Source organism: Arenimonas sp. SCN 70-307 (assembly GCF_001724815.1).
Classification (GTDB): domain Bacteria; phylum Pseudomonadota; class Gammaproteobacteria; order Xanthomonadales; family Xanthomonadaceae; genus Arenimonas.
On sequence record NZ_MEDO01000006.1, the window covers coordinates 38,609 to 64,122 of the forward strand.

The following is a 25,514-nucleotide window of genomic DNA, read 5'->3' on the forward strand; positions in this document are numbered from 1 at the left end:
ATGCGGGCATGACCATCGCGCTGCTCCTGCTCGTCGCCTACCTGCTCGGCTCGCTCTCGGGCAGCCTGCTGCTCGGCCGCCTGCGCGGCGTGGACATCCGCACGCAGGGCAGCGGCAACGCCGGCGGCACCAATGCGCTGCGTACCCAGGGCTGGAAATTCGCGCTCGGCACCGTGCTGGTCGATCTCGGCAAGGGCGTGCTGGCCGTCTGGCTCGCGCTGCGCTTCGGCGGCGATGTGGCCTGGCTGCCCCATGCCGCGGCCGGCGCGGCGGTGTTGGGCCACGTGTGGCCGGTTTTCCACGGATTCCGCGGCGGCAAGGGCGCGGGCACGCTGGTCGGCGCGCTGCTGCTGCTCTGGCCGGTGTCCGTGCTCGTGGTGATCGGCACCTGGCTGCTGGTGCTCACCGCCAGCGGTTACGTCGGGCTCTCGACCATCCTGGCCGGCTTTTCGCTGGTGCCGCTGGCCCTGCTCACCGATGCGCCGCCGGAGCGGCTCGTGTTCGCCGTCGCCGCGGCGCTGTTCCTGGTCTATACGCACCGCAGCAACCTCGCGCGCCTGCGTGCCGGCACCGAGTCGCGCTTCGAGCGCGTGCGGATCTGGGCGCGCCTGCGCCGGAGCGGGGCGTGATCGATCGTGCGCTGCTGGCGCGGCTGTGCGAGGGCCCCGCGTCCGGCGCCGCGTTGGCCGCGGACCTGGGCATGACCCGCAGCGCGGTGTGGAAGCGCATCGAAGCCCTGCGCGAGGCCGGCGTGGACGTGCAGGCCGAGCCCGGCCGTGGCTACCGCCTGGCCCGTCCGCTGGACCTGCTCGACGCCGGCGCGCTGCAGGCGGCACTGTCGCCGGCTGCGCGCGCCGAACTCGCGGGCCTCGAATTGCTGTTTGAAACCGATTCGACCAATGCCGAAGCCCTGCGCCATCCGGCGCCTGCGAAGGGCACCCGGGCCTGGCTGGCCGAGCGCCAGACCGCCGGCCGCGGCCGGCGCGGCCGCGACTGGTCCACGCCGCTGGCTGCGCAAGTGGCGCTGAGCCTGTCGCGCCGGGTCGAGGGCGGCGTGGCCGCGCTGCAGGGCCTGAGCCTGGCGGTCGGCGTGGCCGCCGCCGAAGCGCTGCATGCGCTGGGCTTCGCCGAGGTCGGCCTGAAGTGGCCCAACGACCTGCTCGCGCGCGGCCGCAAGCTCGGCGGCGTCCTGGTCGAGGTGCGCGGCGACGCCGCCGGTCCGATGCAGGTGGTGGTGGGCCTGGGATTGAACGTGTGCATGCCGGCGTCCGCGGCGCGGGACATCGACCAGCCGTGGTGCGACCTGGCCAGCCTGTCGACGGCGCCGGTGTCGCGCCCGGCGGTGTGCGCGGCCCTGCTCGATGCGCTGCTGCCGATGCTGGCGCGTTTCGAGCGCGAGGGCCTGGCGCCGTGGCTCGAGGCCTGGCACCGCCACGACCTCCTCGCCGGCCGCCCGGTGCGCCTGGAAGAGGGCGCCCGCGTGTTCGAGGGCATCGCCCTGGGCGTGGCCGCCGACGGCGCGCTGCGCCTGCGCACCGCCGATGGCGAGCGCGCCTGCCACGCCGGCGAAGCCAGCCTGCGCGCCGCATGACCTGGCTCATCGACCTCGGCAACTCCCGCCTCAAGGCCGCCCGCTGGCGGCCCGGCGCCGGCCTGGGCGAGGTGCAGGCCTGGGCACATGGCGCCAGCGATTTCCCGGCGGGACTGCAGCCCTGGCTGGCTTCGATGGCGCCGGGCGAGGTGTGCTGGCTGGCTTCGGTGGCCTCGCAGGAGACCACCGCGCTGGTCGCGGCACAGCTCGCTGGCAGCGGCCATCCGGCGCGGCGCGTGCGCACCCAGCCCGGGATGGCCGGCGTGCGCATCGCCTACGCCGAGCCGGCGCGCCTGGGCGTGGATCGTTTCCTGGCGCTGCTGGCGGCGCGGGCGCGGGGCCCCGGCCCCTGGCTGCTGGTCTCGGCCGGCAGCGCGCTCACCGTGGACCTGCTCGATGCGGGCGGGCAGCATCGCGGCGGCGTCATCGCGCCCAGCCCCGAGCACATGCGCGCGGCGCTGGCGGCGCGTTTCCCGGCGCTGGCCTTCGCCGGCGGCGAGGCCTGTGCCTTCGCCGCCGACACCGCCGACGCGCTGGCCGGCGGCAGCCTGGGCGCCGCGGCCGGACTGATCGAACGCAGCCATCGCCAGGCCGCCCGGCTGCTGGGCGCGGCGCCCACCGTGCTGCTCGGCGGCGGCGGCGGCGAGCGCTTGCGGGAAATGCTTGAACTGGACGTGGTGCCGGCGCCTGCGCTGGTGCTCGAAGGCCTGGCCGTGTACGCGGCGCTGGCGGAGGACGAAGGCGAATGATGGTGCGTGGTCTGGTGGTGCTGCTGGCGTGCATGAACCTGGCGGTGGCCCTTTGGTGGGCCCTGCACGAGTTGCCGCGCACCGAGCCGCCGCCGCCGATGGACAGCGGCGTGGGCGGGCTGGTGATGCTGGGCGAGGCCGAGGCGCCGTCGTCCACCGATGCCGTGGAACTGGCCGGCATCCCGGCGCCGATGCCCGAGCGGCCGGCCTGCCTGAGCCTGGGCCCGTTCACCACGCCGGCGCAGCTGCGCGCGGCGGTCAACGCGCTCACGCCCAAGGTGGCGCGCATCCAGTTCCGCGAGCTGCCGGCCACCGAGCTGCGCGGCTACCGCGTGTTCCTGCCGGCCGCAGGAAGCCGCGAACAGGCCCTGGCCACGGCCCGCGAACTGGCCGCGCGCGGCGTGCGCGATTACTACGTGGTCACCGCCGGCGACCAGGAGAACACCGTCTCGCTTGGACTGTTCCGCGAACTGGCCAATGCCGAGAAGCGTCGCGACGACCTGCGTGCGCAGGGCTTCACCGCCCAGCTCGAACCGCGCACGGAGCAGGCCTCGCAATGGTGGATCGACATCGCGGCCGAGCCGGGCCTGGACTGGGCCGCCGCGCTCGGTGGCGCCCAGGGCCTCGAGGCGCGCGAAGCCGCCTGCGACTGAATCGCCGGCGCAGGCGATAGAATCTGGCCCATGCCGGCTTAGCTCAGCAGGTAGAGCAACCGCCTTGTAAGCGGTAGGTCCCCGGTTCGACTCCGGGAGCCGGCACCACTCCGACGCTTGGCTTGTGCCCCCTGATGGGCTCTTATAGCCACGGGCGCCGCCCTCGCGGCGCCGGGGAGCCTGGACAGCGCATGGCCAGCGGACAGACGACGCAGGCAAGGACGACCGGCCGCGGCTCCGGCGCCGCGCGCTGGGTAGCGGCCGGCGCCTGGCTGGTGCTGGCCGTGGCCGCCTTCGAGCTCGTGTTCCCTCGTTTCCTGCCGCAAGGCTGGCCCGCCTGGCTGCTGGTGCTCGGGCCGGCCCTGCTCGCCGTCGGCACCCTGCTGCGTGCCGACCGCCTGCCCTGGCGCCTGCTGGCCTGGGCACTGGCGCTGGCGAGCTTCGGCGTGATGCTGCTGGCCTGGCCGGCCACCGATCCCGCGCTGGCGCGAACGCCTGCGCCCTGGCTGGTCGCGCTGGTCGGTGCGATCGGCGTGGGCGCCCACGTCGGCGGTCGCGCCGCGCCCGTGGCGATGGTCGCCCGGGCCGTGGGCGGCTTCCTGCTGGCGGTGGCCGCGCTCTCGATGGCCAGCCTGCACGATCCCGAGCCGGCGCCGGGCATGCCGCTGGGCCTGTCCGGCACGCTGGCCTACCTGCTGCTGGGCCTTTGGCTGGCTGGGCGCGAGTTATCCGACCAGCGCCAGCGCATGATGCGCCTGGCCTCGGGATTGCTGGCCGGCGTGTCCTCGCTGGTCATCATCGGCTGGTGGCTGGGCGTGCCTTACATCGTCCAGGGCGGCACCGAGTTCGTGCCCATGCAGTTCAACACCGCCGCCTGCGCGCTGCTGGTTTCGATCGCGCTGCGGCTGCTGGCGGCCGGCCGGCGCAACCTGGCCCTGCTGCCGCTGCTGCCGGTGGTGGCCATCGGCGTCGTCAGCCTGCTCGAGGAGTACGCCGGCCTGGCGGTCGGCATCGGCGAGTGGCTGATCCGGCACCACATCGTCGCCGAGGGCGTGGTGCCGGGTCGGATGGCGCCCAATACCTCGGTTGCCTTCCTGCTGGCCTGCCTGGGCATCGCGCTGGCGCCCGCCGGGGGGCAGGACAACCCGGCGCGCTGGTCGGCCACCTGGGCCTGCGGCTTCGTCGCGGCCGTGATCGCGATGATCGTGCTCGCGGGTTACCTGCTCGGCATCCCGGTGCTGCGCGGCTGGGGCGCGCAGACGCCGATGGCGCTGATGACCAGCGTCTGCCTGCTGCTGGTCGGCCTGGGCCTGGGTTTCGGTGGCGCCGAGTACCGGCCGAACCTGCGCCAGCCGGTGGCCTGGATGCCGCTGGCGGTCGCCGCGGCCGCCATCGCCGTCTCGGTGCTGGTCTGGTACTCGATCAACCGCGAACAGGCCGCCGCCAGCCAGTTGGCCCTGGCGCGCCAGGCCGAGCTGACCGAGCAGGCGCTGGCCAACGGCATCGTCGAGCGCCGCCGCGCGGTGCGACGGCTGGCCGAGCGCCTGTCCGCCGCCGTTGACGATGCCGAGGCCATCCGGGCCTTCGACGTCGATGCCGAAATCTACCTGCGCGACTTCACGAGCCTGGCCACCATCATGTGGGCCGATACCGAAACGCGCGTCGTGCGCCAGCGGCTGCGCGAGGGCGACGCCGTGCCCATGCTCGGGCGCCGGCTGGATTTCGAGGCGGGCCGGGCCGCGCTGTTCGAGCGGGCGCAGGTGAGCGAGGAAGCCGTCGAGAGCCAGCCGCTGCCGCTGCTCGACCGGGGCATGGGCGAACTGGTGGCGGCGCCGGTGCGGCGCGGGGGCGAGGTCGTCGGCTTCGTGGTCACGGTGATGCGCTACGAGCTGCTGTTCCCGGCGCTGCTCGCGGCCACCGGCGACGAGCATCCCCTGCAGATTCGCCACGGCGACCTGGTGCTGTTCGAACGCGGCCAGCCGGGCCTGCCCCAGGCAGCGCACCAGCGCGAAATCGACGTTTATGGCGACCGGCTCGAGCTCTGGCTGTGGTCCGGCGCCGGCGAGCAGGCGCCGGTGGCCAAGCTGCTGCTGTTCACCGTCCTGGCCACGGGCGGCCTGCTGGCGCTGGCGCTGCGCCTGGCCGGCCTGGCCCGGCAGCGCGCGCAGGTGGCGGAGATGCGCGGCCGCGAGCTGGCCGCCCAGGTCGAGGCCGCCGAGCAGGCCCGGCTGGCCCAGAAGCAGGCCGAAAGCGAGCTCTCCTCGGTGTTCGAGAGCATCAGCGACGCCTTCTACACGCTCGACACGCAGTGGCGCTTCGTGTTCGTCAATCCGCGCGCCGAGGCGCTGATGCGCAAACGGCGCGACGAACTGGTGGGCCGGACGGTGTGGGAGGTGTTCCCGGATGCGCTGGGCTCGGTGATCGAACGCGAGTTCCGCGCCGCCGTCGGCGGCGAGCGCACCGGCGACTTCGAGGTCCACTTCGCGCCGCTCGACGCCTGGTTCCGGGCGAGGGTGTATCCGCATCCGCACGGCCTGGCCGTGTACTTCCAGGACATCAGCGACCGCAAGCGCGCCGAGGTCGAGGCCCAGCGCGCGCAGGCGGCCTCCGACCGCGCCAAGCGGCTGGCGCAGCTGGGCAGCTGGGACTTCGACCTCGAGCGCGGCGCCATGACCTGGTCGCCCGAGGTGTACCGCATCTTCGGGCTGGTCCCCAGCCAGGCCAGCCCGGGCCTGGCCGGCATGCTCGAGCGCGTGCACTTCGAGGACCGCGGCCGCGTGCAGGCCGCGCACGGGCGCCTGCACCGGGGCGAGGGCGACCTGGACCTGGAGTACCGCGTCCTGCGACCGGACGGCGAGACCCGCCACGTGCGCGAGCTGGGCACGCTGGTGCGCGACGCGGGCGGCAAGGCGCTGTCGGCCGCGGGCGCGGTCCAGGACATCACCGAGCGGCACAAGTCCGAGGATGCGCTGCGCGAACTGTCGCGACGCCTCGAGCAGTCCCTGGTGATGAACCGGATGGTGCTGGAGAACTCGCTGGACGTGATCTGCGTGATCGACGCCAACGGCCGCTTCCAGCAGGTGTCCAACGCCTGCCAGTCGCTGTGGGGCTACACGCCGGGCGAGCTCGTCGGCCGGGCGCACTACGACCTCGCCCACCCCGACGATCGCGCCCACACCCTGCGCGAGGGCGCGGCGGTGCTGGCCGGCCGGCCGACGGTGGATTTCCGCAACCGCATCGTGGCCAGGGATGGGCGCGTGGTGGCGATGCAGTGGTCCGCGGTCTGGTCGGCGCGCGACCGGATGATGTTCGCGGTGGCGCGCGACGTCACCGAGGCCGAGCGCTCCGCCGAAGCCCTGCGCGAAGCCCGCGACAGCCTCGAGCGCGCCCAGCGCATCGCCCGGATGGGCGCCTGGGAATACGACCTGGCCCGGGACGAGCTGCAGTGGTCGGACGAGGTCTACCGCATCTTCCAGGTGCAGCCGGGCGAGTTCGACGGCAATTTCCAGGCGTTCGCCGCGCGCGTCCACCCCGAGGACCTGCGCCGCCTGCAGGAGCTGCAGGCGCAGACCGTCGCCGGTGGCCCCGACCTCGACGTCGAACACCGCATCGTGCTGCCCGGCGGCGGCGTGGGCTACGTGCACGAGCGGGCCAGCCTGCTGCGCGACGACCAGGGCCGGCCCTGGAAGATCAGCGGCAGCGTGCAGGACATCACCCAGCGCAAGCGCGCCGACGAGATGGAGGAAGGCCAGCGACTGGTGCTCGATGCCATCGCCAAGCGCCGCCCGCTGCCCGAGGTGCTGCTGATGATCGTGCGCCTGGCCGAGCGTCAGATGCCGGCGGCGCTGTGTTCGGTGCTGCTGCTAGACGAAGCCGGCCAGCACGTTCGCATCGGCGCCGCGCCGAGCCTGCCGCCCGAGTACAACGCCGCCGTCCACGGCCTGGCCATCGGGCCCAAGGCCGGCTCCTGCGGCACCGCCGCCTGGCGCGGCGAGCGCGTGATCGTGTCCGACATCGACCACGACCCGCTGTGGGAGGACTACCTGCCGCTGGTTCAGCCGCACGGGCTCAAGGCCTGCTGGTCGAGCCCGGTGAAGGCGCCCGGCGGCCGCGTCATCGCCACCTTCGCCAACTACTACCGGCAGGTGCGCGAGCCGGCCGCCGGGGAACTGGAGCTGATCGAGGGCCTGGCGTCCCTGTGCGCGGTGGCGATCGAGCACGCCCATGCCTTCGACGACATCGCCACCAGCCAGCAGCGCTTCCGGTCGCTGTTCGTCGAACACCCGGACCTGGTCTACGCGATGGACCTCGAGGGCCACTACACCGAGGTCAACGAGCAGTTCCTGCGCCTTGCCGGCGCCGGCCCGGAGAAGATCATCGGCCGGCTTTTCGACGAACGGGTGGAGCCGAGCCAGCGCGAGATGGTGCGGGCGCACTTCCAGGCCGCCACGCTGGGCGAGGCCCGCAGCTACGAGATGATCGGCGTCGCCATCGACGGCACGCGGGTGGACCTGCGCGTGACCAACCTGCCGATCGTGGTGGACGGGCGCGTGACCGGCGTGTTCGGCATCGCCCAGGACATCAGCCTGCTTCGCAAGCACCAGCGCGAGCTGTCGGACGCGCTCGACGCCGCCGAATCGCTGGGTGGCCAGCTCGACCGCCTGAGCGAGGCCTCGCTGTCGATCAACCGCGACCTGCGCGAGGAAACCCTCTACCAGCAGATCGTCGACCGGATCCGCGACATCATCGGCGCGCACCAGTCCGTGGTCAGCGTGGAGCCGCGGTCGGCGGGTGCGCCGCTGCTGACGGCGTTCTCGCTGTCGGACAAGTACGCCGCCTGGCGCGACTACGACGTGCCGATCGACGGCAGCGGCATCTACGCGATGGTGGCCGAACGCCAGCAGCCGATGCGCATGACCCAGGCCGAGCTCGAGGCGCACCCGCGCTGGAGCGGCTTCGGCGCCGAGTCCACGCGGCACCCGCCGATGCGCGGCTGGCTGGCGGTGCCGCTGGTGGGCAGCGACGGCAAGACCCTGGGCATCCTGCAGCTGAGCGACAAGCTGCGCGGCGAGTTCAGCGCCGAGGACGAGCGCGTCGCCATGCAGTTCGCCCAGGTCGCCGTGGTGGCGATCGAGCGCGCGCGCCTGCTGGAGAAGCTCAGCGTGCGCGACCGGTTCTTCGAGATGTCGCTCGAGGTTTTCGTGGTTTACGACCCGGCCAGCGAGCGCTGGCTGCAGGTGAACCAGATGCTCAGCGACATCACCGGCTACAGCCGCGAGGAGCTTTGCTCGCGGCCGATCTTCGATTTCATGCACCCCGAGGACGAGATCCGCACGCGCGAGCGTTCCGCGGCCCTGGCCCGTGGCGACGTGGTTCCGCTGAACTTCATGAACCGCTACCGGCGCCGCGACGGCGGCTACCGCTGGATGGAGTGGATGTCGGCGCCGGCAAGCGATGGCCTGGTGTACGCGGTGGGCCGCGATGTCACCGACCGGCTCCAGGCCGAGGCCACGCTGCGCCAGACCCTGGCCGACCTCAACGCCCGCAACCGCGAGCTGCAGGACTTCGCCTTCATCGCCTCGCACGACCTGCAGGAGCCGCTGCGCAAGATCCGCGCCTTCGCCGACCGCCTGCAGCAGCGCCATGCGGCGCAGCTGGCCGACGAGGCCCGCGACTACCTCGACCGCACCACCCAGGCCGCCGAGCGCATGCAGGTGCTGATCAACGACCTGCTGGCCTACTCGCGCGTGGCCGCGCGCGGGAAGCCGTTCGTCCGCGTGAAGCTCGACCAGGTGCTGGCCGGCGTGCTCGATGACCTCGAGGCCACGATCGAGGCCAGCGGCGGCCGCATCGAGGCCGACCCGCTGCCGGAGATCGAGGGCGACCCGACCCAGCTGCGGCAGGTGTTCCAGAACCTGCTTTCGAACGCGCTCAAGTTCCGCGCGCCCGATCGCCCGCCGCGGGTGCGGATCACGGCCGAGCCGACGGGCGGCGTGGACGGCCGGCAGTGGATCCTGCGTTTCACCGACAATGGGATCGGATTCGAGCCGCAGTACGCCGAGAAGGTCTTCGGGCCCTTCCAGCGCCTGCACGCGCGCCAGCAGTACCAGGGCACGGGCATCGGCCTGGCCATCGTGCGCCGCATCGTCGAGCGCCATCGCGGCAGCATCGAGGCCGAAGGCCGGCCCGGCGAGGGCGCGGTCTTCACGCTGCGCCTTCCCGAACGGCAGCCCGGCGACGGCGGCGAAGTGCTGGCGGTTCCCCTCGGCGGGTCGTAGAGTCGGGGAATCGCGAACCGCAGGGTGCTTGCCCGCATGAACCCGCAGCGCCAGCCCATCACCATCCTGATGGCCGACGACGACCCGGATGACCGCCTGATGACCCGGGAGGCCTTCGTCGAATGCCGCGTGGCCAACCCGCTTAGCTTCGTCCACGACGGCCAGGAGCTGATGGACTACCTCCTGCGGCGCGGCGATTACGCCGACGCCGCCCGCTTCCCGATGCCCGGCCTGATCCTGCTCGACCTGAACATGCCGCGGCTCGATGGCCGCGAAGTGCTGCGCGAGATCAAGGCCGACCCGGCGCTGCGCAGCATCCCGGTGGTCATCCTCACCACGTCGAAGGCCGAGGAAGACGTGCTGCGCAGCTACCAGGACGGCGTGAATTCGTTTATCACCAAACCCGTCACGTTTTCGGCGCTGACGGAGGTCGTCAAGACCCTTGGCAAATACTGGCTTGAAGTGGTGGACTTGCCTGAGAAAGGCGAGGGGAGCCGCGCTTGACCAACGCACCGCTGCGCGTACTGGTGGTGGACGACGACGAAGAGGATTTCCTGATCCTTCGCGACCTGCTGGCCGACTATCCCCAGGGTCGGTTCGAGATGTCGTGGGTGGGCACGCTCGAGGAAGGCATCCGGGCGCTGCGTGCCGGCGCGCACGATGTCTACCTGGTCGACTACCACCTGGGGCCCGACAACGGCATGGACCTGGTGCGGCTGGCGGTGGCCGAACACCACACCCACCGCCCGGTGATCATGCTCACCGGCCACGGCAGCGCCGACGTGGACAGCGAGGCCCTGGCCGCGGGTGCGTCCGACTACCTGGTCAAGGGCAAGATCGACGCCGAGAAGCTGGCGCGCTCGCTGCGCTACGCGGCCGAGCGCGCCCGGCAGATGCAGCAGATCGAGGACGGCAAGCGCCGCTACCAGCTGCTGTTCGAGCTCAATCCCTTCCCGACCTGGGTCTACGACATCCACTCGCTGCAAATCGTCGCGGTCAACGACGCCATGGTCTCCACCTACGGCTGGAGCCGGGCGGAGCTGCAGTCGATGTCGGTGCTCGACCTCCGCGAGCCGGCCGAGGGCGAGCGCCTGAAGGCTTACCTGGCCGAGTGGGGCGAGCGCTCCGGCAGCGCCGGCGTCTGGCGCCACCGCCATCGCGACGGCCGTCCCCTGTGGATGGACATCAGCACCCATTCCGTCGAGCTCGATGGCCAGCGCTGCCGCATGGTGATCGCCCACGACATCACCGCCCAGCGTGAAACGCAGGGCAAGCTGCTGCTGCTCGAGCGCGCGGTCGAGTCGAGCATGAACGGCATCATCATCGCCGACGCGCAGTCGGCCGACATGCCGGTGATCTACGTCAACCCGGCCTTCGAGGAGCTCACCGGCTACCCGGCCGACGAGGTGCTGGGCCGCAACTGCCGCTTCCTCCAGGGCGGGCATTCCAACCAGCCGGAACTCGAGATCCTGCGCCGGGCGCTGCGCGAGGCCAGCGATTGCAACGTGATCCTGCGCAACTACCGCCGCGACGGTGGCGAATTCTGGAACCACCTGTTCATCTCGCCCGTGCGCGACGAGTCAGGGGTGGTGACGCATTTCGTCGGCATCCAGAACGACCTCACCGAGCGGCGCCAGGTCGAGGCCGAGCTGGCCTATGCCGCCAACCACGATCCGGTGACGGGGCTGCCGCGATACCCCATCCTTGAGACCGCGCTGGCCAGCCTGCTCGAGCGGGAGGGCGCGGAAGTTTCCTTGCTCTTCATCGACATCGACCGGTTCCACGCCGTCAACGAATCAATGGGCCACGTGATCGGCGACGAAGCGCTTCGCATCATCGCCGCACGCCTGAGCGAGGTGCTGGGCGGTCCGGGCTACCTGTCGCGCTTCGCCGGCGACGAGTTCGTGGCGGTCGTTCCAGGCGGCAGCCGCGAAGCGGTGCTCGAGGTCGCCGGCCAGCTGCGCGGGGCGGTGTCCAGGCCCATCGAGGGCGACGGCTGGAGCCTCTTCCTGACCGCCAGCATCGGCATCGCCCGCTCGCCGGAGCACGGCGACAGCGGCAACGAGCTGCTGCGGCGCGCCGAGGCGGCGATGACCCGCGCCAAGCGATTGGGCCGCGACGAAGCCTGCGAGTTCTCCGCGGCGCAGATGCAGGAGCTCGAGGACCGGCTGGTGCTGGGCGCGCGCCTGCGCGAGGCCGCCGGCCGCGGCGAGCTGCAGTTGCACTATCAGCCCCAGCTCGACGCCCGCAGCCGGCGCATCACCGGCTTCGAGGCGCTGTTGCGCTGGACCCACCCGGAACTGGGTCCGGTGCCGCCGGGCCGCTTCATCCCCATCGCCGAGTCCCTGGGCCTGATGCCCGAGCTGGGCCTGTGGGTGCTCGACGAGGCCTGCCGGCAGATCCGCGCCTGGCGCGACCAGGGCCGCGACGGCTTCACGGTGGCGGTCAATTTCTCGGCCCACCAGCTCCAGCGCCCCGACATCGTTCAGCGCGTGCAGGCCGCGCTCGAAAAACACGGCGTGCCCGGCGGCATGCTCGAGATCGAGCTGACCGAAAGCTCGCTGATGGAGAACGTCGATCGCGTCCAGGCCCGGCTGGCCGAACTCAAGGCGCTGGGCGTGTCGCTGTCGCTCGACGACTTCGGCACGGGCTATTCGAGCCTCGCCTACCTCAAGCAGTTTTCGCTCGACAAGCTCAAGATCGACCGCAGTTTCGTCACCGACCTGCCCGGCGACGGCGCCGACGCCGCCATCGCCCGCACCATCGTCGCGGTGGGTCACGAGCTGCACATGGTGGTGGCCGCCGAGGGCGTGGAGACGGCCGAGCAGGCCGATTTCCTGCGCGAAATGGGCTGCGACGAGCTGCAGGGCTACCACTTCGGACGTCCTGCGCCGGCGGCCGAGGTCGAGGCCCGCTTCCCGCGCGACTGAGTCGGCCGAGGTGGTCAGTGCGGGCCCGGCGGGATTATCCTGCGCTTCCCCGTTCCACCAGGAGCCGACGCCATGCGCCGCTTCGTCCCGATATTCCTTCTCGCCGCCGCGCTCGCGCCTTCGCTCGCCCTGGCCGGCCGTCCGGCCGTGTCGCCGGCCGTCGTGGCCGAGATCCTCGAGCGTCCCGACGCGCCCCTGCTGCTGGATGTGCGCACGCCCGAAGAGTTCGCCAAGGGCCACCTGCCCGGCGCGGTGCTGATTCCGCACGACCAGCTCGCCAGCCGCCTGGCCGAGATCGAGGGCAAGCCCTGGGTGCTCGTGTACTGCCGCAGCGGTGCCCGCGCCAAACAGGCGCAGGCCGTGCTCGAGCAGGCCGGCATCGAGGTGCGCCAGGTCGAGGGCAGCTGGCTGCGTTGGGAGGCGGAAGGCCGCCCGGCCGTTGTGCCGACGGCCGGGAGCGCCGAATGAGCCTCTCGCGCACGCTGGCGCTGATCGGCGCGCCCACCGACATCGGCGCCGGCCACCGCGGCGCGGTGATGGGCCCCGAAGCCCTGCGCGTTGCCGGCCTGGCCGAGGCCCTGCGCGAGCGCGGGCTGGAGGTGGTCGACACCGGCAACCTCAGCGGCCCGGCCAATCCCTGGCTGCCGCCGGTGGACGGCTACCGCCACCTGCCGCAGGTGGTGGAGTGGAACCGTCTGGTGATGGACGCGGTGCAGGCCCAGCTGCGCGCCGGCCGCCTGCCGGTGCTGATGGGCGGCGACCACTGCCTGGGCCTGGGCAGCATCACCGCCGTGGCGCGCCACTGCCGCGACACCGGCCGCAAGCTGCGGGTGATCTGGCTCGACGCCCACGCCGACTTCAACACCAGCGACGTGACGCCCTCGGGCAACGTGCACGGCATGCCGGTGGCCTGCCTGTGCGGCCTGGGCCCGGAGCCGCTGACCCACCTGGGCGGCAGCGCGCCGGCGATCGTTCCGGCCGAGATCCGCCAGATCGGCATCCGCTCGGTGGACCAGGGCGAAAAGCGCCTGGTGAAGGAATACGGCCTCGACATCTACGACATGCGCTACATCGACGAGATCGGCATGAAGCGCGCGATGGAGGAGGCGCTCGAGGGCATCGACGACGACACCCACGTGCACGTGAGCTTCGACGTCGACTTCCTCGACCCGAGCATCGCGCCCGGCGTGGGCACCACCGTGCCCGGCGGCCCGAACTACCGCGAGGCACAGCTGGTGATGGAGATGATCGCCGACACCGGCCGCCTGGGCTCGCTCGACATCGTCGAGCTCAACCCGGCCTTCGACGACCACAACCGTACCGGCAAGCTGGCCGTGGACCTGGTCGAAAGCCTGTTCGGCAAGTCCACGCTGATGCGCGACTGAGCCGCCGCCGCGCCGCCTTGACGGGGCGCGGGGCGCCGGTAGACTCGGGCAAAACCCCCTTTCGAGGCCCACCCCATGAGCAAGACCCGCCTGATCCTGATCGCCCTGCTGGCCGCCTTCGCGCTGTCGGGCTGCAACACCATCGCCGGCATCGGCAAGGACGTGAAGAAGGCCGGCGAGGTGGTGTCCGAGACCGCCGAGGACTGCAAGGGCGGCTGCAAGGACTGAACCACCGCGCCAGCCAGCGCGTGGCCGAAGGCCGGGCAGCGATGCCCGGCCTTCGTGCTTTCACGGGTCGGGGACGAAACCGACCGGGAACGGGCGCGGCTCGTGCCCGCGGCCCGGCCAGCGGCGCGGCAGCACGCCGCGGGCCACCAGGGCGCGGTGGCTGTCGTACCACAGCGCCACCACCTCGTCCGGGCGCTGCGAGGCGCGCTCGAACCGGGTGTAGGTGGCGGCGTCCCAGCGGCGCTCGCCGTGGCCGGTGCCGAGTTCCTGGCGCGCGGCGCCCGGGGCGACGCGTTCCGCCTCGCTGCCGCGCACCGACTTGGCGACGTCGGCGGAACGCGATTCGGCGATGGGTGCCGGCGGCGGCTGCGGCCGGCGCGCGCGCTCGCGGAAGGCCGCCACGCCGATCACGCCGACGTTGTCCGGGCGGCCGGTGTGCGCGGCGTAGCTGTCCGGCAGGTCGGTGAAACGGAAGGCCGCGACCTCCGACAGGCTCTTGCGCCAGCCCTTCACTTCCATCGATTGCCAGGGCCCGAGCACGTAGCCGGCCTGGCCGGTGGCGGCGGTTTCGCCGCTGATGACGTTCACGCCGTCCACCGACACCACCGCGAGCACGCGCTCGCCGGTGAGGTTCTGCAAGCGGATGGCGTAGCGATGGCCGGGGCGGCCCTCGACCCAGGCCTTGCCGCGGTGCGGGTGGACGGGCAGCAGTTCGTGGCGGTCGAGGTCGCGCACCTGCACGTCCACCAGGCCGCGGGCCTGGACGGCTCCGGCGGTGGCGAGCAGGGTGGCGGCGGCGAGCAGCAGGGAGGCGAGGCGTTTCATGGCGGGCTCCGCGGGTGGGTTCGTGCAATCCAACGTTCGCGCGGCGGCGACGGGGTTGGCCCGCCAAGGAGGTAAACTGGCGGGGTTCACACAGGCAGACCCCTGAATGTCCGCAACCCGCGTCCTGACCGGCATCACCACGTCCGGTACCCCGCACCTGGGCAACTACGCCGGCGCCATCCGTCCCGCGGTGGCCGCCAGCCGGCGCCCGGGTGCCGAGAGCTTCTATTTCCTGGCCGACTACCACGCCCTGATCAAGGTGCAGGACCCGGCGCGCGTGCAGCGCTCGACCCTCGAGATCGCCGCCAGCTGGCTGGCCTGCGGGCTCGATCCGGAGCAGGTGTGGTTCTACCGCCAGTCCGACATCCCCGAGATCCCCGAGCTCACCTGGCTGCTGACCTGCGTGGCCGGCAAGGGCCTTCTCAACCGCGCCCACGCCTACAAGGCCGCGGTGGACAAGAACACCGAAGCCGGCGAAGACCCGGATGCCGGCGTCACCGCGGGCCTGTTCATGTACCCGGTGCTGATGGCGGCCGACATCCTGATGTTCCGCGCGCACTCGGTGCCGGTGGGGCGCGACCAGGTGCAGCACATCGAGATGGCCCGCGATTTCGGCGCGCGCTTCAACCACCTCTACGGCGAGCACTTCGTGTTGCCCGAGGCGGCCATCGAGGAAAACGTGGCCACGCTGCCGGGCCTGGACGGCCGCAAGATGAGCAAGAGCTACGACAACACCATCCCGCTGTTCGCGCCGCGCGAGCAGCTGCGCAAGCTGGTGTTCTCCATCAAGACCGACTCGCGCGGGCCGGGCGAGCCCAAGGACACCGTGGGCTCGGCGCTGTTCCAGCTCTACCAGGCCTTCGCCACGCCGGAGCAGACCGCGGCCTTCGCCCGGGCCTATGCCGACGGCATCGGCTGGGGTGAGGCCAAGCAGGCGCTGTTCGAGCAGCTCGACGCCGAGCTGGCGCCGCTGCGCGAGAAGTACGAGGCGCTCATCGCCCGCCCTGACCACATCGAGCAGGTGCTCCTGGCGGGCGCCGAGAAGGCGCGCCGCATCGCCACGCCTTTCATGGCCGAACTGCGCCGCGCGGTGGGCCTGCGCGACCTGCGCGAGCAGCATGGTGGCAAGTCGGCGGCGAGGGCCAAGGCGGCGCTGCCGGTGTTCAAGCAGTACCGCGAGGCCGATGGCCGCTTCCACTTCAAGCTCGTCGATGCCGGCGGCCGGGAGTTGCTGGTGAGTCCCGGCTTTGCCTCGCCGCGCGAGGCGGGGCAGGCGGTGGCCGGACTCAAGGCCGGCGCCGGCGCGCGCGCCTTCCGCGGCGACGCGCTGTGGCTGGACGAGGCCGAGGTGGCGCGGCTGGCGCCGGGCATCGAGGCGGGCGACGTGATCGCCGCGCTGGAAGCCTTCGCCGGGGAGGACGCGTGATGGCCGACGTCGCCGATCTCGCGCTGATCCTGTTCCTGCCCTGGTTCGCGATCCTGGGCGCGCTCTACTGGTTCTATCCGCGCAACCTCGAACGCAGCGCCGCGCGCCGCCGCTTCGACCTGGCGGCGCTGGCCCTGGCCTTCGCCGCGGCCTTCATCGCCGGACGCTGGGGTTATTCGGTGGCGGCCACCGGCGTCGAAGCCGGGCCGATCTGGCGCCAGGTGCTGGCCAGCCTGCTGGCCTACAAGGCCTTCCTGGCCATCATCGCCGCCGCCTGGGCCTGGCGCGGCTTGCGCTTCCGCCGCACCGCCTGAGAAACGGGGTCAGGTTCACTTACGCGCTGCTGGCGTAAGTGAACCTGACCCCGTTTCTGGCTATGCTCTTCGCATGTCCCCCGACGCGGAGGTCCCGATGAGCGACGCCGTCGTGCCGTCCGAATTGCCGCCGCAGGTCCCGTCGCTGCCGCCGATTCCCGACGAGGCCCAGCGCCTGGCGGTGTTGCACCGCTACCGCATCCTCGACACGCTGCCCGAAGGGGTCTATGACGACGTCGTCGACCTGGCGCGGGCGCTGTGCGGCACGCCGCAGGCCGTACTGACCTTCATCGACGAGGACCGGCAGTGGTTCAAGGCCGCCGTGGGCCTGGACGGGGAGCAGACCGACCGCCGCATCGCCTTCTGCGACGTCGCCATCCGCTCGCCTCGCGCCGTCACCGTGGTCGAGGATGCCAGCCAGCACCTGCGCTTCCGGCATTACCCGCAGGTGACCGGGCCGGACCACCTGCGCTTCTATGCCGGTGCGCCGCTGGTGACGCCCGGCGGCCATGCGCTGGGCACGATCTGCGTGGTGGACCAGGTGCCGCGCACGCTGACCGATGCGCAGGCGCGGCAGATGCAGGCCCTGGCCCGCATCGTCGTGCACCTGCTCGAGGCGCGCAGGCGCGAGCTCGACGGCCAGCTGCAGCTGGCCGAGCGCGAGCTGCACCAGCGCGAGCTGGTGCGCTACCAGCGCGAACTCGAGTCGAAGAACACCGAGCTGGCCGAGGAAGCCCGCCGCGACGCGCTCACCGGCCTGCTCAACCGCGGTGGGCTGGCGCAGGCGGCGCGTGCCTCCACGGCGCGCGCGGGCGACGCCTTCACGGTGGCGGTGCTCGACCTGGACCACTTCAAGCGCATCAACGACACGCTGGGCCACGCGGCGGGCGACGAGGTGATCCGCATCGCCGCCGAGGAAATCCAGCGCGGCGTACGCGGCAGCGACGTGGCGGCCCGCTACGGCGGCGAGGAGTTCCTGCTGCTGATGCCGGCCACGCCGCCGGACGCGGGCCTGGCCGTGGTCGAGCGCATCCGCGCGGCGATCAGCGGGCGCGAGGACCTGCCCACGAAAGTGACCCTGTCGGCCGGCCTGGCCTCGGGCCTGTCGGGCCGCGACACGCCCGACACCCTGTTCCAGCGCGCCGACCAGGCCCTCTACCTGGCCAAGCGCCGCGGCCGCGACCGCGCCGAAGTCGCCGACGAATAAGAAACGGGGTCAGGTTCACTTAATGACGCTCGTGCGCCATTGAGTGAACCTGACCCCGTTTCTTCAGCGGGCGCGCTGGAGGTCGTCGAGCAGGGCGCGCAGGAAGCGCGCGGCTTCGCCGCCGGTGGCGGCGCGGTGGTCGAAGGTGAGCGAGATCGGCATGATCCGGTGCGTTTCGAGCCCGCCCAGCACCGGCACCACCGCGTGGTGCAGGCGGCCGGCGCCGATGATGGCCACGCAGGGCGGCACCACCACGGGCGTGGCGTACTTGCCGGCGAACACGCCGAAGTTGCTCAGCATGATGGTGTAGTCGCGCAGCTCTTCCGGCGGCAGCGAGCGGTTCTTGACGCCGTCGCGGATGCGGTTGATGGCCTGGCGCACCTGGTGCGGCTCGAGCCGCTCGGCGTTGCGCAGGTTGGCCACGAACAGGCCGTCGGGCGAGTCCACCGCGATGCCCACGTCCACGCGCGCATGGCGGCGCAGCGTGCCTTCCTTGGCGTTGAGCCAGGCGTTCATCGCCGGCTCGACCGCCGAGGCCACCGCGATGGCGCGGATGATGCGCGCCATGATGTCCTCGCCCGGGGCCCAGGCGTGGATGTCGGCGTCGTCCATCAGGGTGGTGGGCACGACCTCGGCGTGGGCCTGGGACATCGAACGCACCATGTTGCGGCGCACGCCGCGGATGGGCTCGTCGATATCGAACGCCGGCGCAGTGCTCTTCCCGCCGCTCGCGGGGGAAGGCTGGGAGGGGGGCGCTGCGCTGGGGGCGCGGGGGCCCTCTCCCCGGCCCTCTCCCGCAGGCGGGAGAGGGAGAGAGGTGGTTCGAGCGGGGGCCGCGCCGAGCGGGGCGGTGCCTGCGGCCGCGGCCTGCTTCACGTCGGCCATCGTGACGACGCCATCGGCGCCGGTGGGGCGCACGCGGGCGAGGTCGACCTTGAGCTTCTTGGCCAGCGCGCGCACGGCCGGCATGGCCTTCACGCCGCCGACGGCGACGGCCTGCTCGCTGCGCACCGCGTCGGAGGTCTGCATGGCGCCGACCACGGTGCCCGCGTCGGCCGGTTTCTCAGCAGCCGAATCCGCAGGGGCGGGAGCAGGCGCAGGTGGCGCCTCGGCCTTCTTGTGGCCGTGCGAATGCCCGGTGTCCTGCGCCTCGGCGCGCTGCGGCAGCGAAGGATCGATCTCGACCTCCACCAGCCAGCTGCCGGTTTCGATCACGTCGCCGGCGCCGCCGGCCAGGCGCGTCACCTTGCCCGAATAGGGCGAGGGCACCTCCACCACGGCCTTGGCGGTTTCCATCGACACCAGCGGCTCGTCGAGCTTCACGACGTCGCCCACCTTGACCAGCCACTCGACGATCTCGGCGTCGGGCAGGCCCTCGCCCAGGTCCGGCAGCAGGAACAGCTTCTTCTCGCTCATCTTCTGGTTTCCTCAGCCCGCCGCCAGCGTGCGCTTGGCCGCCGCGACGATCTTGTCCACGCTGGGCAGGTACTTCATTTCCAGGCGGAACAGGGGGATGTGGGTGTCGTAGCCGGTGACGCGTTCGACCGGCGCGTGCAGGTCGTACATCGACTCCTCGGCCAGGCGCGCGGCGATCTCGGCGCCGAAGCCGGCGGTCTTCGCCGCCTCGTGCACGATCACGCAGCGGCCGGTCTTGGCCACCGACTCGCGGATGGTGTCGAAGTCCAGCGGCTTGAGCGTGGCCACGTCGATCACCTCGGCCTCGATGCCCTCGGCCGCCAGCGCCTCGGCGGCTTCCAGCGTCTCCTTCACCTGGGCGCCCCAGGTGACCAGGGTGACGTCGGCGCCGTCGCGCAGCACGAAGCACACGTCCAGCGGCAGCGCCTCGCCGTCGTCGGGCACCTCTTCCTTGTACTGGCGGTAGATGCGCTTGGGCTCCATGAACACGACCGGGTCCGGGTCGCGGATGGCGGCCAGCAGCAGGCCGTAGGCGCGCTGCGGCGAGCTGGGCATCACCACGCGCAGGCCCGGCACGTTGGTGAAGATGGCCTCGTTGGCCTCGCTATGGTGCTCGGGCGCGCGGATGCCGCCGCCCCAGGGCACGCGCAGCACCATCGGGCAGCTCAGGCGGCCGCGGGTGCGGTAGCGGAAACGCGCCGCGTGGCAAATGATGTGGTCCACCATCGGGTACATGAAGCCGTCGAACTGCGCCTCGGCCACGGGCTTCATGCCCTGCGAGGCCAGGCCGACGGTGAGGCCGGCGATGGTGGTTTCATCCAGCGGCGTGTCGATCACGCGCTGGTCGCCGAACTGCTGCTGCAGGCCGGCGGTGGCGCGGAACACGCCGCCGTTCACGCCCACGTCCTCGCCCAGCACCAGCACGGTGTCGTCGTGCTTCATTTCCCAGGCCAGGGCCTGGGTGATCGCCTCGATTAGTGTGATTGCAGCTGGCGTGATGGCGGCCATCAGCGGCCCTCCCACTTGATCGCGTCGGCGCGCTGGGCCGCCAGGTCGGCGGGCAGTTCCGCGTACAGGTAGTCGAACATGGCTTCCACCGGCTGCACCTTGGTCTCGAGGTAGGCGTTGACCTCCTCGTCCACGCGCTTGCCGCATTCCTCCTTCCAGGCCGCTTCCTCGGTTTCGCTCCACATCCCTTCGTTGACCAGGAAGGTGCGCAGGCGCGACATCGGCTCGCGTTCCCAGGCGGCCTTCACCTCGGCGTCGTCGCGGTAGCGGCGCGCGTCGTCGGCGGTGGTGTGGTCGGAGAGGCGGTAGGTGACCAGCTCGAGCACGCTGCCGCCGTGGCCGTTGCGCGCGCGCTTGATGGCGTGGTCCATCGCCGCGCGCACCGCGATGATGTCGTTGCCGTCCACCTGCACGCAGTCCAGGCCGCCGGCCAGGCCCTTCTGGGCCAGGGTCTGCGCGCCGGTCTGGGCCTTGCGCGGCACCGAGATCGCCCACTGGTTGTTGATGATGCACAGCACGAAGGGCAGGGCGTAGGCGCCGGCCGAGTTGATGGCGGCGTAGGTGTCGGTCTTGGAGCTGCCGCCGTCGCCCACGCAGGCCACGGCCACGCGCGGCTCGCCGCGCAGCTTGAAGCTCAGCGCCGCGCCGGCCGCGTGCAGGCACTGGGTGGCGATGGGCACGCACCAGGGGTAGTCGTGCGGCGGGCCGGAGAAATCGTTGCCGCGCTCGTCGCCACCCCAGTACATCAGCACCTCGCGCGGCTTCACGCCGCGCATGAACTGGGCGCCGTACTCGCGATAGCTGGGCGCGAACACATCGTCGTACTGCATCGCGCTGCCGATGCCGATGTGCGCGGCCTCGTGGCCCAGGCAGCTGGCGTAGGTGCCCAGCTTGCCGGTGCGCTGCAGCGCCACGGCCTTGGTGTCGAAGGTGCGCACGAGCAGCATGTGCTTGAACAGCTCGACCAGGTTGCGGCGGTCCCTGGCGAACTCCGGCACGTCGTCACGCACCAGGCGTCCGTCGGGGCCGAGGTACTGCAGGTATTCGATTTCGAACGCGGCGACTCGGGACATCGGATCCTTCCCATGGACAATCCGTCCGATGATAGCCAGCCCGCCGCCCCAAAGCGAAACGGGCGCCCGAAGGCGCCCGTTCGCTGGCGTAGGGTGTGAAGGTCGCGTCAGAAGCGGCCGCCACTCCAGTTGGGACGACCCAGCACCGGCACCGAGGCGCCGTCGGCGTCGTTGGCCGGCTGCAGGTCGTTGCTGCGGGTGCTGGCCTCGGCCTCCACGCCCAGCACGCCGATGGCGCCGACGCGGCGGGCGATCAGCTCGAGCTTGATCAGGTCGGCCTGGGCCGGCGCCAGGGCCTGCACGCGGGTGCAGGTGAAGCGCGTGTCGCCGTCCACCGACTCCGGCGTGCTGCACTCCCAGCCGCTGGCGGTGACGCGCATCAGCTGGTCCGGCGCGGCGTCGACGGTGAAGTCCACCGAGACGTCGTAGGCCGGGCCGTTGCCGGCGTTGGTCACCGCGGCGCGGAAGGTCGCGGTGTTGCCCTCGCGCACGGTGCCGAAGGGCGCGAAAACCTGCACGGCGACGTCGGCGTCGATGAACTCCGGCACCACCAGCTCGGCCACCAGCGGATCGTGGTCGGAGCTGCGCACCGGCACGGTCGGGTCGGCCGCCAGGTCGGAGGCGAAGTCGGCGTTGACGCGGGCGTGGTGCAGCTGCGGGATGGTCGCGTCCATCGCGGCCTGGTTCACCAGCGCGTGGTCGATGCTCTGGGTGTTGCCCTCGAACACGTACGAATACTGCTGCTCCACCGGCACGGTCTTGAGCAGGTTCACCAGCGGCGTGGTCACGGCGCTGGTGCCCGGCACCAGCACTTCATCGGTCGGGGCCGGCTCGCCGCTGATGATGCCCATCACGTCCACGTAGCCGTCGCTGAACTCGAAGGCGTTGTAGTCGCCGATCAGCACCACCGGCTGGGTGGCGTCGGCCTGGGCGATGCCCTCCACCAGCTGCGAGACGCGCTCGGCCTGCTGCCGGCGCTTTTCGCGCGAGCGGTTGCCGAGGGTGCCGTAGGTGGCGTTGGCGGTCAGGTCGTTGACGTCGAGCAGCGAGAGCGTGTGGTTGAGGATGACCGTGAGCGGGAAGCTGCGGCCATTGGCCTCGTGCACCACGGCGTCGAGCTGCAGCGGCGGGCGGTCGAACAGGCGCAGGGTGGGGCTGGTGCTGTTGTCCGGGGCCACCAGCAGCTGGTCGGCGAAGTGCTCGACCACGTCCAGCACCTCCACGCGCGGCTGGCCGGGGGCCACCGGGGCGGTCTTGACCAGGTAGGCCAGGCGCTGGCTGCCGTTGTTCGACAGCAGGTAGGCCACGTACTCCGGGTTCTGCGGGCAGAAGCCGAACTCGTCGGTGTTGATGGCCTGGGCCAGGCGCTGGGCCGTGGCCAGGTCGGCGATCTCGACCAGGCCGACCACGTCGGGCAGGCGCAGGTACTGGCAGAACACTTCCGAGAGCTTCGAGAGGCGGTCGAGCGGGACCGAGGCGCCGCCGGAGAGGTTCTGGATGTTGTAGCTGCCGATGCGCACCGAGCCCGCGGCCGGGACCGGCACCGCCGACACGAAGGCGCCGCCGCTGGCGATGACGCCGCTGCTGTCGCCGATGAGCAGCGTGAAGTCGCCGCGGTCGTAGTACATCACGCCTTCCATGCCCTGCAGCGTGGTGCCGGCGTCGAAGTCGCGGGCGGTGCCGCCGACCAGGCCGGTGCTTTCCACGCGCAGGCGCTCGGGGTTCTTGTCGAACAGCGGGATGGACTTGCCCGGCGGCAGCGGCACGGCGTCGAGCACGGCCACGCCGGGCTCGCGGGCCGGGCGCGGCACGCCGGGCAGGGTGACGTGGAAGTCGCCGAAGCCGTTGGTCGGGCCGACCACGACGGCCTGCGGCAGCTGCACGCGCATGCCCTGGTAGCGGCCCAGCGCGTCGATGCCCACGTTCGGCGCCAGCACGCTGGCGTCGAGCACGACGGCCGGCGGCAGCGGGTTGCCAGTGGAGAGCACGGTGGCGGTGGCGCTGCCGAGCTGGGTCAGCGGGAAGCCGTGCGGGGTGCGCGAGAACTCGTTGACGCGACCAGCCACGCGCAGGCGGTTGCCCACGACGGCTTCGGCCGGCGGGGCCGCGCTGGTGAACACGAACACGCCCTCGGCCGTGGCCGGGTCGGCGTCCACGTCGGCCGGCGCGCTCTGGATGAAGTAGCCGTTGCTGCGCAGGGCGGTGACGATGCCCTCAGTGACAACATTGGTGCCCACGGCCAGCGGCGAGCCAACGCCGGTGCCCTGGATGTCGTGGATGCCCAGCACCTGCACGATCTGGACGGTGGTGCTGGCGCTGTTGTTGGCCGGGTTGCCGTCGGCCGGCGGCGGCGTGCCGGTGACCTGCAACTGCAGCGGGCTGACGGCGCCGGCTTCCACGCGGTAGACGGTCACCCAGTCAATGCTGGCGCCTGCGGGAATCACCAGACTGCAGGACATGATGGTGACGTCCAGGCCGCTAGTCGAACAGCTTCCGCCCGCGCCGCCGGAAATGTTCTCGAAGGTCTGCGACGTGCGGACGAGGCCCGTCGGGATCGTGTAGGTCGAGGCAACCGGCGCCGCGAGGTCCACGGTGCCCACGTTGCTGTAGCGGGCGCGCAGTTCGAAGGTCTCGCCAACGCCGACGGTGGTCGGCGTCGCGGCCAGCGTCACGCTGAAATCCGGCGCCGGCGCCGCGGCGCCCGCGGTGATCGAGAAATCATCGATGGCCAGGCCGTCGTCGGCGCCCGAGGCGTCGAGGTCGTTCCAGCGGATGCAGAAGTTGGCGCCATTGGCGATCGACACGCCACTGACCGTGGCCGAGCGTGCGGTGCGGTTGGCGGCGTCGTTGCCGTTCTTGGCGCCCGTGGTGGCGGTATTAGGCGTCACGAAATCCAGCGCGGCCACGCCGGTCCAGGTGCCGATGGTGAGGTCGGTGGCGTTGGTGCTGAACTGGAAGGCCAGCGTGTCGGTGCGACCGGCGGTGCCAAGGCGCCACTGCTCGCCCGTGTAGGCGATATCAAACGAGTTGATCATGCCGCCGGTGTTGTTGGTGAAGCAGGCGCCGAAGGTCGGAATCAGCGTGCCGCTGCGCAGCGAACCGAAGGCGCGCTCGGTGGAGCCGGCGGCGCCGTAGCTGTAGGTGTCACCCGTGGTGCTGCCGCCGGTGTCGACCGCGTACTGCTCGTTGTCGCGTGCGCCGCCGCCGGTTTCATTGAGCAGCCAGCCGGTGGGCAGGGCGGTGTTGGTGGTCGAGCCCGCCACGTTCGACAGCGTGTCGAAATCCTGGCTGTAGGTGCTCCCGGTCAGAGGTATGTTCTGGGCGGCCGCCGTTCCGGCGGAAAGGGCTAGCAACAGCGGCAAGGCCGCACGCAACGCGGTCGACATGGATGGACTTCCCCTGGGTGATGGGCAGCCAAGCCGGCGCCCGAAGGGCGGAGTCTACCCGTCCCGGCTTATCAATGGCATGACAGCCCGCCGGGGGGTAGGAAAAAGCCCCATCCCGGCCCGGCCGGCCCGGATGCTACCCTTCACGCCGCCTTCGCAGGACCGCCAACGCCATGAGCCAGCCCCCCAACCAGCGCGCCCTGGAGCAGGGCATCACCACCGACCTGCGCGACCGCCTGACCTACGGCGGCTACCTGCAGCTCGACACCCTGCTCTCGGCCCAGAAGCCGCTGTCGGACCCGCCCCACCACGACGAGATGCTGTTCATCGTGCAGCACCACGTCTCGGAGCTGTGGCTCAAGCTGCTCATCCACGAGCTGCGCGCCGCCGTGGCCTGCCTGCAGCGCGACGAGCTCGACCCGATGCAGAAGATCCTGGCCCGGGTGAAGCTGGTGCAGCGCCAGCTCACCGAGCAGTGGTCGGTGCTCGAGACGCTGACGCCCGCTGATTACCTGCAGTTCCGCGCCGTGCTGGGCCCGGCCTCGGGCTTCCAGTCGCTGCAGTACCGGCTGGTGGAGTTCCTGCTGGGCAACAAGAACGCCGACATGGTGAAGGTGTTCTCGCACGACCCGGCCGCCACCGCCGAGCTCGAGGCCGTGCTGCACGCGCCCAGCCTCTACGACGAGTTCCTGCGCCACCTCGCGCGCCGCGGCCACGCGGTGCCGGCGCGCTGCATCGAGCGCGACTGGTCGCAGCCCTACGAGCGCGAGCCGGCCCTGGTGCCGCTGTTCAAGGCCATCTACGAGGACACCGACACGCACTGGGAGGCCTACGCCACCTGCGAGCAGCTGGTGGACGTGGAGGCCAGCTTCCAGCTCTGGCGGTTCAGGCACATGAAGACCGTCGAGCGCATCATCGGCTACCGCCGCGGCACCGGCGGCAGCTCGGGCGTGGGCTTCCTCAAGCAGGCCCTGGACCTGACCTTCTTCCCCGAGCTGTTCGAGGTGCGCACGGTGCTGGGCCAGCCTGGCTGATGCCCCGGCGG

General features: G+C 71.7%; 19 protein-coding genes and 1 tRNA gene. 15 read left to right on the forward strand and 5 right to left on the reverse strand.

What is annotated here, in order from left to right:
• Nucleotides 1–8 precede the first annotated feature (8 nt).
• The 11 genes from plsY to ABS41_RS03705 all read left to right on the forward strand — a co-directional run bounded on the left by plsY (nucleotide 9) and on the right by ABS41_RS03705 (nucleotide 13,814).
• A complete protein-coding gene (gene plsY, locus ABS41_RS03655; RefSeq protein ID WP_290590734.1) occupies nucleotides 9–629 on the forward strand; it encodes a glycerol-3-phosphate 1-O-acyltransferase PlsY in 621 nt (206 codons plus the stop codon).
• On the forward strand, nucleotides 626–1,591 hold the full coding sequence (gene birA, locus ABS41_RS03660) for a bifunctional biotin--[acetyl-CoA-carboxylase] ligase/biotin operon repressor BirA (protein WP_290590738.1): 966 nt from the start codon (nucleotides 626–628) through the stop codon (nucleotides 1,589–1,591). Before plsY ends, birA begins: the two co-directional genes overlap by 4 nt.
• Nucleotides 1,588–2,340 (forward strand): type III pantothenate kinase, encoded by a 753-nt coding sequence (locus tag ABS41_RS03665; protein ID WP_290590741.1) that lies wholly within the window; start codon nucleotides 1,588–1,590, stop codon nucleotides 2,338–2,340. The genes birA and ABS41_RS03665 overlap by 4 nt, the downstream gene beginning before the upstream one ends.
• Nucleotides 2,337–2,993: an SPOR domain-containing protein gene (locus ABS41_RS03670; protein WP_290590744.1), complete on the forward strand. Its 657-nt coding sequence runs from the start codon at nucleotides 2,337–2,339 to the stop codon at nucleotides 2,991–2,993. Before ABS41_RS03665 ends, ABS41_RS03670 begins: the two co-directional genes overlap by 4 nt.
• A 32-nt stretch (nucleotides 2,994–3,025) precedes the next feature.
• Nucleotides 3,026–3,101, forward strand: a tRNA-Thr gene (locus ABS41_RS03675).
• Between the two features lie 83 nt (nucleotides 3,102–3,184).
• Nucleotides 3,185–9,271, forward strand: a complete 6,087-nt coding sequence (locus ABS41_RS03680) for a PAS domain S-box protein (RefSeq protein ID WP_290590747.1) — start codon at nucleotides 3,185–3,187, stop codon at nucleotides 9,269–9,271.
• A 36-nt stretch (nucleotides 9,272–9,307) separates the two neighbouring features.
• Entirely contained in the window at nucleotides 9,308–9,775 is a 468-nt protein-coding gene (locus ABS41_RS03685) for a response regulator (RefSeq protein WP_290590750.1), read from the forward strand.
• On the forward strand, nucleotides 9,772–12,201 hold the full coding sequence (locus ABS41_RS03690; protein ID WP_290590753.1) for an EAL domain-containing protein: 2,430 nt from the start codon (nucleotides 9,772–9,774) through the stop codon (nucleotides 12,199–12,201). Before ABS41_RS03685 ends, ABS41_RS03690 begins: the two co-directional genes overlap by 4 nt.
• Before the next feature lie 72 nt (nucleotides 12,202–12,273).
• Nucleotides 12,274–12,669, forward strand: a complete 396-nt coding sequence (locus ABS41_RS03695; protein WP_290590756.1) for a rhodanese-like domain-containing protein — start codon at nucleotides 12,274–12,276, stop codon at nucleotides 12,667–12,669.
• On the forward strand, nucleotides 12,666–13,586 hold the full coding sequence (rocF, locus tag ABS41_RS03700; RefSeq protein ID WP_290590760.1) for an arginase: 921 nt from the start codon (nucleotides 12,666–12,668) through the stop codon (nucleotides 13,584–13,586). Before ABS41_RS03695 ends, rocF begins: the two co-directional genes overlap by 4 nt.
• A 75-nt stretch (nucleotides 13,587–13,661) precedes the next feature.
• On the forward strand, nucleotides 13,662–13,814 hold the full coding sequence (locus ABS41_RS03705; RefSeq protein WP_290590764.1) for an entericidin A/B family lipoprotein: 153 nt from the start codon (nucleotides 13,662–13,664) through the stop codon (nucleotides 13,812–13,814).
• Between the two features lie 60 nt (nucleotides 13,815–13,874).
• Here ABS41_RS03705 and ABS41_RS03710 read toward each other — a convergent pair whose 3' ends face one another.
• Nucleotides 13,875–14,639 (reverse strand): hypothetical protein, encoded by a 765-nt coding sequence (locus tag ABS41_RS03710; RefSeq protein WP_290590767.1) that lies wholly within the window; start codon nucleotides 14,637–14,639, stop codon nucleotides 13,875–13,877.
• 106 nt (nucleotides 14,640–14,745) lie between these two features.
• Between ABS41_RS03710 and ABS41_RS03715 the strand changes: the two genes are divergently transcribed.
• The 3 genes from ABS41_RS03715 to ABS41_RS03725 all read left to right on the forward strand — a co-directional run bounded on the left by ABS41_RS03715 (nucleotide 14,746) and on the right by ABS41_RS03725 (nucleotide 17,586).
• The gene (locus tag ABS41_RS03715; protein ID WP_290590770.1) at nucleotides 14,746–16,065 is read left to right on the forward strand and encodes a tryptophan--tRNA ligase; all 1,320 of its coding nucleotides are present in this window, start codon (nucleotides 14,746–14,748) and stop codon (nucleotides 16,063–16,065) included.
• Entirely contained in the window at nucleotides 16,065–16,379 is a 315-nt protein-coding gene (locus ABS41_RS03720; protein ID WP_290590773.1) for a hypothetical protein, read from the forward strand. The genes ABS41_RS03715 and ABS41_RS03720 overlap by 1 nt, the downstream gene beginning before the upstream one ends.
• Before the next feature lie 97 nt (nucleotides 16,380–16,476).
• Entirely contained in the window at nucleotides 16,477–17,586 is a 1,110-nt protein-coding gene (locus ABS41_RS03725) for a sensor domain-containing diguanylate cyclase (RefSeq protein ID WP_290590776.1), read from the forward strand.
• Nucleotides 17,587–17,649: 63 nt separating this feature from the next.
• On the opposite strand, the gene ABS41_RS03730 is transcribed toward ABS41_RS03725, so the two are convergent.
• The 4 genes from ABS41_RS03730 to ABS41_RS03745 all read right to left on the reverse strand — a co-directional run bounded on the left by ABS41_RS03730 (nucleotide 17,650) and on the right by ABS41_RS03745 (nucleotide 24,469).
• Complete coding sequence (locus tag ABS41_RS03730) at nucleotides 17,650–19,002, reverse strand: dihydrolipoamide acetyltransferase family protein (protein WP_290590779.1); 1,353 nt, start codon at nucleotides 19,000–19,002, stop codon at nucleotides 17,650–17,652.
• Nucleotides 19,003–19,014: 12 nt separating this feature from the next.
• The gene (locus ABS41_RS03735) at nucleotides 19,015–20,010 is read right to left on the reverse strand and encodes an alpha-ketoacid dehydrogenase subunit beta (protein WP_290590782.1); all 996 of its coding nucleotides are present in this window, start codon (nucleotides 20,008–20,010) and stop codon (nucleotides 19,015–19,017) included.
• Nucleotides 20,010–21,083 (reverse strand): pyruvate dehydrogenase (acetyl-transferring) E1 component subunit alpha, encoded by a 1,074-nt coding sequence (gene pdhA / locus ABS41_RS03740; protein ID WP_290590785.1) that lies wholly within the window; start codon nucleotides 21,081–21,083, stop codon nucleotides 20,010–20,012. Before pdhA ends, ABS41_RS03735 begins: the two co-directional genes overlap by 1 nt.
• Nucleotides 21,084–21,190: 107 nt before the next feature.
• A complete protein-coding gene (locus ABS41_RS03745; RefSeq protein ID WP_290590788.1) occupies nucleotides 21,191–24,469 on the reverse strand; it encodes a hypothetical protein in 3,279 nt (1,092 codons plus the stop codon).
• Nucleotides 24,470–24,642: 173 nt separating this feature from the next.
• On the opposite strand from ABS41_RS03745, the gene ABS41_RS03750 reads away from it, so the two are divergent.
• Entirely contained in the window at nucleotides 24,643–25,503 is an 861-nt protein-coding gene (locus ABS41_RS03750) for a tryptophan 2,3-dioxygenase family protein (protein WP_290590790.1), read from the forward strand.
• Nucleotides 25,504–25,514 lie beyond the last annotated feature (11 nt).

Excerpts from the sequence above, each read along its gene's own strand:
- ABS41_RS03735 (WP_290590782.1), bottom strand. The coding sequence starts at position 20,010 with ATGGCCGCCATCACGCCAGCTGCAATCACACTAATCGAGGCGATCACC.
- ABS41_RS03710 (WP_290590767.1), bottom strand. The coding sequence starts at position 14,639 with ATGAAACGCCTCGCCTCCCTGCTGCTCGCCGCCGCCACCCTGCTCGCC.
- ABS41_RS03705 (WP_290590764.1), top strand. The coding sequence starts at position 13,662 with ATGAGCAAGACCCGCCTGATCCTGATCGCCCTGCTGGCCGCCTTCGCG.
- rocF (WP_290590760.1), top strand. The coding sequence starts at position 12,666 with ATGAGCCTCTCGCGCACGCTGGCGCTGATCGGCGCGCCCACCGACATC.
- ABS41_RS03745 (WP_290590788.1), bottom strand. The coding sequence starts at position 24,469 with ATGTCGACCGCGTTGCGTGCGGCCTTGCCGCTGTTGCTAGCCCTTTCC.
- ABS41_RS03715 (WP_290590770.1), top strand. The coding sequence starts at position 14,746 with ATGTCCGCAACCCGCGTCCTGACCGGCATCACCACGTCCGGTACCCCG.
- ABS41_RS03725 (WP_290590776.1), top strand. The coding sequence starts at position 16,477 with ATGAGCGACGCCGTCGTGCCGTCCGAATTGCCGCCGCAGGTCCCGTCG.
- plsY (WP_290590734.1), top strand. The coding sequence starts at position 9 with ATGACCATCGCGCTGCTCCTGCTCGTCGCCTACCTGCTCGGCTCGCTC.
- ABS41_RS03685 (WP_290590750.1), top strand. The coding sequence starts at position 9,308 with ATGAACCCGCAGCGCCAGCCCATCACCATCCTGATGGCCGACGACGAC.
- ABS41_RS03695 (WP_290590756.1), top strand. The coding sequence starts at position 12,274 with ATGCGCCGCTTCGTCCCGATATTCCTTCTCGCCGCCGCGCTCGCGCCT.
- pdhA (WP_290590785.1), bottom strand. The coding sequence starts at position 21,083 with ATGTCCCGAGTCGCCGCGTTCGAAATCGAATACCTGCAGTACCTCGGC.
- ABS41_RS03730 (WP_290590779.1), bottom strand. The coding sequence starts at position 19,002 with ATGAGCGAGAAGAAGCTGTTCCTGCTGCCGGACCTGGGCGAGGGCCTG.
- ABS41_RS03750 (WP_290590790.1), top strand. The coding sequence starts at position 24,643 with ATGAGCCAGCCCCCCAACCAGCGCGCCCTGGAGCAGGGCATCACCACC.
- ABS41_RS03680 (WP_290590747.1), top strand. The coding sequence starts at position 3,185 with ATGGCCAGCGGACAGACGACGCAGGCAAGGACGACCGGCCGCGGCTCC.
- ABS41_RS03720 (WP_290590773.1), top strand. The coding sequence starts at position 16,065 with ATGGCCGACGTCGCCGATCTCGCGCTGATCCTGTTCCTGCCCTGGTTC.
- ABS41_RS03665 (WP_290590741.1), top strand. The coding sequence starts at position 1,588 with ATGACCTGGCTCATCGACCTCGGCAACTCCCGCCTCAAGGCCGCCCGC.
- ABS41_RS03670 (WP_290590744.1), top strand. The coding sequence starts at position 2,337 with ATGATGGTGCGTGGTCTGGTGGTGCTGCTGGCGTGCATGAACCTGGCG.